Source organism: Microbulbifer pacificus, assembly GCF_002959965.1.
Lineage (GTDB): Bacteria > Pseudomonadota > Gammaproteobacteria > Pseudomonadales > Cellvibrionaceae > Microbulbifer > Microbulbifer pacificus_A.
In genome coordinates, this window is the sequence record NZ_PREV01000006.1 from 1 (window position 1) to 6,183 (window position 6,183).

Consider the following 6,183-nt stretch of genomic DNA (forward strand, 5'->3'; position numbering starts at 1 on the left):
TAGTCAGTAATGGAGTTTATCAATCTAGTGATAATAGAGTATTAAGTAAATTAAAATCACCAGAGTTGGAACGTGAATACTTTTCAATGTTAAATCGAAAGGGGCCGAATGGATGGCAATAAGTAGAGTAAGGCATCCAAACAAACTAGAATGTTTAAGATTATGCAGGATTAAAGAATCAGAGGGATTCGAAATCAAGAAGAAAATACAGTTTGTTGATGGATTCTGGCAGGCGGTATATGAAAAGGAGTGGGTAGCCAAGTGACGAGTTTTATTGTGCCTGGTAATCCCGTTAGCCAAGGTAGACCGAGAGCAGGAAAACGTGGAAGTAAAATAATCATGTACGATCCAAAAGAAAGTAAAGAGTATAAACAGTATGTAGCATTTATTGCTAAACAATATGCTCCTAAGGTTCCATATGAGGGTCCTCTGAGCGTTCGATTAAAGATTTATAGGCAAATACCTAAAAGCACAACAAAAAAGGACAGAGCGCTTTATATTGAAGGTATAAAACGCCCCGTAGTTAAACCAGATACCGACAATTACACGAAGGCGGTTCTGGATGCTTTAAACGGTATCATCTTTAAGGATGACTCACAAGTAACAGATTTATTCGCAAGTAAATTTTATTCAGATAAGCCAAGGATTGAAATAGACATACAAGAATTAGACATGTTGGGATATATGGAGGGTTAAATCATGGATACGAGCAAAGTAGAAATCAATCTGAGGGAAGATGCTGTATACATTGTCTGTAATGGAGAATTAAAGGCAATAAAACCACCATATCACGGTGATGTAGTTATAAAAATGGTGCAAGGTAAGGCAAAGAAGTATGACACAAGAGAAAGTCATCAAATATAGGTAGTCCAGATACCGAAAAACGGGATGGGCAGTAACGAGAGATTGAGGGATCTCTGTTGCTGTCCTTTTTTATATTTTGAGAGGGGTCGGTAAATATGAATAGTCAGGCATTAGAAAACATGAACGATCAGCAAAAAGAGAACTGGGCAGATAGATTACTAGCTGAATACGAAGACGGTCGCAATGAATTAAAAGCCATGGGTAATAAATTAGATTTAGAAAATGATCTTGATAAGCAGGACAAAAAGCAAATAAACAGCATGATTAATGATATGTCGTTCTCTATGAAATGGATGAAAATAGGTCGTCGTCCGGGTAATATGCGTGGGATTGATAAACGCTCTGCTTATCAACGTAGAGCATTGATTGATATGGATATATTTCCATCTTTAGATATTCAGCCAGAGGAAAGAGTATTAACACAGGAAGAACGTGAAGAAGTAATAAAAATATTAGCGATGTTATCTCATAGAGAACGTCAATGTTATTTGCTCCATATGGCTAATGGTTTCAGTTTAGCTGAAATTGGCAGGGAGTTAGGTATTTCTAAAAGATCAGCGCAGCAATATGTTGATCGAGCGAAGAAAAAAGTAGGTGGGATAATAGAAAAAGCGTCATGACGTACAAGTGACGTACGAAACCATATTGAGGATGAAAGGGCTCTTATATAGAGCTCTTTATTTTATTAGTAAGTTATTAATTAAAGACCGTGAGGTCTATATAGATTAAGCACTATAAATATTAGATAGTGGGAGTATAGGGAATGCGCTTGAAGGTGGGGTCTTGCGCAACATAGAACACACTAAAAAAGTCCTCCTCCTACAGGAAGAAGACTCTTACCACAATTATTGCGAGAAGCACTAACTGTGGGGAGATTTTAATCCTTATCTCCATAGGAACCACCCTCTCTAGTGATGACACTCCATCACTCAGATTTGGGAAACTCCCCAATCCAAGGATTTTGAGTTCTAGAAAGAAGCGATACTTCAATTATATTCATAACATTATTTTAAGTCTATAAAAATTTAACTTAGGAGGTAGGTGCTGATGTAATGAATTGGGATGCTGTAAAAAAAGAATGGGAAACCAGTAAGATTACTTTAAAAGACCTTGCTGCTAAACATGACATAAAGCTGGGAACATTAAAGAGCAGAAAAAGTCGTGAAGGTTGGTCGAGGGATGCAACCAAAGGTAAAAAAGTTGCAACCAAAAAGAAGGTCGGAGGACAACCGGGGAATAAAGGAAACCCTAATCCAACACCTAAGTTTGCAAAACGCAACAGTTCAGCAGTCACTCATGGTTTATTTGCTAAGTATCTGCCGGATGAAACCATGGAGATTATGAATGGCATTAACGATATTTCTCCAATAGAAATTTTATGGATGAATATACAAATGCAGTTTGCGTCGATTATGCGAGCGCAACAGATTATGTTTGTCCAAGATAAATATGATGATACAAAAGAAACTAAAAAAACTGCTAGTGGTGAAGGTTTTGATTCTACAGAATACGAAATACAGTTCGCTTGGGATAAACAGGCGACTTTTTTAAATTCCCAAAGTCGAGCAATGGGTGAATTAAGAAGTATGTTAAAACAGTTCGCTAAAATGGCTCATGATGATGATTACCGTTTATTAGAGTTAGAAAGAATGAGAGTTTCTATAGATAAAGTTAAAGCCGAAGCTGATCGCCTTTCTAGAGAGAATACCAACGATGATGACGATGAAATTATTATTGTAGATTCATGGGGAGCTTCTAATGAGTAAAACTATATTCAATGTACAAAAGAACATTAACCCTCACTTTAAAGATGTATGGACATCCAAAAAGCCTTATAACATATTAAAAGGTGGACGTAACTCGTTTAAATCATCTGTTATCGTTTTAAAACTGGTATTCTTAATGATTTTCTATATAACACAAGGCAAAAAAGCTAATGTAGTGGTTATTCGTAAAGTCGGTAACACGATAAGAGATTCAGTATTTAATAAAGTTCAATGGGCAATTAGGTTGTTCGGAATGAGTGGTAAGTTTAAGCCTACTGTCGCTCCGTTTAAGATAACGCATAAGAAAACAGGTTCAACCTTTTACTTTTATGGACAAGACGACTTCCAAAAGCTTAAATCAAATGATATTGATGATATTATTGCTGTTTGGTATGAAGAAGCAGCCGAATTCGCTAGTCAAGAAGAATTTGACCAGTCAAATGTAACGTTCATGAGACAAAAACATGTAGATGCTAAGTTTGTTCAGTTCTTTTGGTCATATAATCCACCAAGAAATCCATATCACTGGATTAATGAATGGTCCGATGAAATGAAAGGTGAAGAAGATTATCTGGTACACGAATCTAGTTATTTAGATGATGAATTAGGATTCGTTACTGAACAGATGCTTAAAGACATCAATCGTATTAAAAACAATGACTATGATTATTACCGTTACATCTATTTGGGTGAACCGGTCGGACTTGGAACAAACGTATACAATATTAACTTATTTAAGCCACTCGAGAGCCTTCCAAGTGATGATAGGGTTATAGCACTCTTTTACTCTATGGATACAGGACATAGCGTTTCTGCTACTTCTTGTGGGTGTTATGGATTAACTGCTAAAGGAAATGTTATACGTTTGAATACGTATTATTATAGCCCTGCTGGACAAGTGAATAAGAAAGCGCCAAGTGATTTATCAAAAGAGATATTCGAGTACATTAAAGCTACTTCTACACAGGAACCATATAAAGGTGCAACTATTAGGAAACGAACAATAGATAGTGCTGAGGGAGCTTTAAGGAATCAATATTACAAAGATCATAGGCAACATTGGTTACCTATTAACAAGCTTAAAAAAGTAGATATGGTAGATTACGTTCACGACCTGTTAGCGCAAGGTCGTTTTTATTATCTCGAAAATCCATTACCGACCGGATTAAAACATTGTGATAGTAACGAGATATTCATTGAAGAACATAAGAAATATCAATGGATTGAAGGTACTCAGAACACTGATAATCCGCAAGTTGTAAAAGAAGATGATCATACATGTGATGAATTTCAATATTTTTGTGTGAGTAATGCCAGAGACTTACGACTGAAAGTTTAGGAGGTGAGAGCGTGGATGTTATCCAACGGATAAAAAACCTATTCAAGAGAGGAGGCTATGCATTGACAGGACAGGAACTTAAAACGATTAACGATCATCCTAAAATCAATATTGACCCTAATGAATTAGCAAGGATTGATCGTGGTTTTGAAGAGTATAAAGGCAATTATCCAAAAGTACGTTACTTTAATTCAAATGGCGAAATAAGAGAACGCAACTACATGACATTGAACATGGTTAAGTTGAGCGCTGAATTACTATCTGGATTGGTATTTAATGAGCAGTGTGAAACAGTAGTGTCTGATAGCAAGGATGAAGAAGAAAAGGAAAATACGTATAAATCTGCTAATGATTTTATACAGCGTGTATTTGAACACAACGACTTTAAGAAGAACCTAGCAAAGTATTTAGACCCTATGTATGCTACTGGTGGATTAACTGTAAGGCCTTATGTTGATATGAATACTGGTGAAGTAGAATTTTCGTGGGCGCTTGCTAATTCCTTTTATCCTCTTAAACATAATAGTAATGGAATATCTGAGGGTGTTATGAAGTCCGTAACAATGAAAATTGAGCAAGGTAAGGAAATCTATTACACCTTGTTAGAGTTTCATGAGTGGGATAACAAAACTTATGTAATTACTAATGAATTATACAAGTCAGATAACAAAAGCAAGATTGGTAAGCGAGTTTCTTTAGGTGATTTAGAAGAATATAAGAATTTAACCGAAAGAGTTCCTATCACCGGATTGTCGAGACCATTATTCAATTACGTAACACCATTTGGATTTAACAATATCAATCCGCATAGTCCTCTTGGTTTAGGTATTACAGACAACGCAAAGAACACGCTCAAACAGATAAATGACACATACGACCAATTTAACTGGGAAATAAGAATGGGGCAACGTACCGTATTTGTTAGTGATCAGATGATGAATATGGCACCATCTGAAAACGGAGAACTTCCTACACAGGTATTCGATCCAGATGTAAATGTCTTTAAATCTCTACCTATGGGCAATGAGGGAACCATGGTAGAAGATGTGACCAACGATATACGCACTGAACAGTATGTAGCTGCAATTAACCATCATTTAAAGACACTGGAAATGGATTTAAAGTTATCCGTTGGTACTTTCTCGTTTGATGGTAGATCAATGAAAACCGCAACTGAAGTTGTGAGTGAGAGTGAATTAACCTATCGAACTAGGAATAATCACGTCAATGAGGTTGAGAAGTTCATCAAAGGATTAGTTGTATCTGTACTTGAACTAGCAAAGGCTACTACATTTAATGGCAAATCGTTATTTGATGGAGAAATACCAACATTCGAGCATATCGGGGTAGATTTTGATGATGGAGTATTTCAAGATCGTGGAGCATTATTAAAATTTTATAATCAAGCAAAAATGATGGGGACAATACCAACTCGGGAGATTATTAAACGTGTATTTAAGATTCCGGACGATAAAGCGAGAGAGTGGATAAAAGAAATTGAACAGGAACAAATGGAAATGGATCCGCAAAACATTAGTGAACGTACCGCAAAACATCTATTTGGTGATGAGGAGTGATTAGATGCCAGTCACACCGCATCAATTAGACTTGTGGTCCAGTAATATGGGTGAATTGTACAATAGTCTTGAAGGTGAAATCATCCGTATATTGATTAAGCGTTTGAATAAAGGCTCTACCGATATAACCTATTGGCAGGCGCAAAAGATGCAGGAACTACGTTTATTTAATAACGAAGTTGCTGTTTTATTATCTAGGGTTACAGGAGTGGCCGAGGATGAAATTATAAATATGTTCGAAGCTACAGGCGTTGGAGCAGTAAAAGACATTGATAGATCAGTTCCTTATGTAAATAAACCAATGCCTACTAACATTGATAATGTTATGAAAGCATATAAAGATCAAGCGTGGAACGATATTGATAATTACGTTAATCAAACATTGATTACTACCAATTATGGTATTGGTTCAGCACAAAGAGCTTATCAAGATGTACTTAATCGAACTACTGCAATGTTTAATACCGGATTATATACATTTGAACAATCGTTGGAAAGGTCAATTACTGAACTTGCTCAAAAAGGTATACAAACTACTCTTACGGATAGAGGTGGTAACACATGGAGCTTAGAAAGGTACACTAGAACCGTTTTAAAGTCTACCCTAGGAAACACCTATGACACCCTAAGAAAAGAA

Annotated in this window: 8 protein-coding genes; all 8 read left to right on the forward strand. The window is 36.2% G+C overall.

Going from position 1 to position 6,183, the window contains the following annotated elements; translation table 11 throughout:
- A partial coding sequence (gene fbpA / locus C3938_RS18350) for a Fur-regulated basic protein FbpA (RefSeq protein ID WP_158681481.1) occupies positions 1-122 on the forward strand: 122 nt, incomplete at its 5' end.
- A 139-nt stretch (positions 123-261) separates the two neighbouring features.
- Positions 262-696: a RusA family crossover junction endodeoxyribonuclease gene (locus C3938_RS00245; protein ID WP_105101314.1), complete on the forward strand. Its 435-nt coding sequence runs from the start codon at positions 262-264 to the stop codon at positions 694-696.
- 3 nt (positions 697-699) lie between these two features.
- Positions 700-864 (forward strand): DUF3954 domain-containing protein, encoded by a 165-nt coding sequence (locus tag C3938_RS17665; RefSeq protein WP_158681482.1) that lies wholly within the window; start codon positions 700-702, stop codon positions 862-864.
- Positions 865-959: 95 nt separating this feature from the next.
- Positions 960-1,484, forward strand: a complete 525-nt coding sequence (locus C3938_RS00250; RefSeq protein ID WP_199775449.1) for a sigma factor-like helix-turn-helix DNA-binding protein — start codon at positions 960-962, stop codon at positions 1,482-1,484.
- Positions 1,485-1,916: 432 nt separating this feature from the next.
- Positions 1,917-2,630: a phage terminase small subunit gene (gene terS, locus C3938_RS00255; RefSeq protein ID WP_105101316.1), complete on the forward strand. Its 714-nt coding sequence runs from the start codon at positions 1,917-1,919 to the stop codon at positions 2,628-2,630.
- A complete protein-coding gene (locus C3938_RS00260) occupies positions 2,623-3,969 on the forward strand; it encodes a PBSX family phage terminase large subunit (protein WP_105101317.1) in 1,347 nt (448 codons plus the stop codon). The genes terS and C3938_RS00260 overlap by 8 nt, the downstream gene beginning before the upstream one ends.
- Before the next feature lie 11 nt (positions 3,970-3,980).
- Complete coding sequence (locus C3938_RS00265; RefSeq protein WP_199775450.1) at positions 3,981-5,546, forward strand: phage portal protein; 1,566 nt, start codon at positions 3,981-3,983, stop codon at positions 5,544-5,546.
- A 4-nt stretch (positions 5,547-5,550) separates the two neighbouring features.
- The coding region (locus C3938_RS00270; RefSeq protein WP_233998553.1) for a phage minor capsid protein at positions 5,551-6,183 on the forward strand (633 nt) is incomplete at its 3' end.

Coding starts and splice junctions, on each gene's coding strand:
- C3938_RS17665 (WP_158681482.1), top strand. CDS start 700: ATGGATACGAGCAAAGTAGAAATCAATCTGAGGGAAGATGCTGTATAC.
- C3938_RS00250 (WP_199775449.1), top strand. CDS start 960: ATGAATAGTCAGGCATTAGAAAACATGAACGATCAGCAAAAAGAGAAC.
- terS (WP_105101316.1), top strand. CDS start 1,917: ATGAATTGGGATGCTGTAAAAAAAGAATGGGAAACCAGTAAGATTACT.
- C3938_RS00260 (WP_105101317.1), top strand. CDS start 2,623: ATGAGTAAAACTATATTCAATGTACAAAAGAACATTAACCCTCACTTT.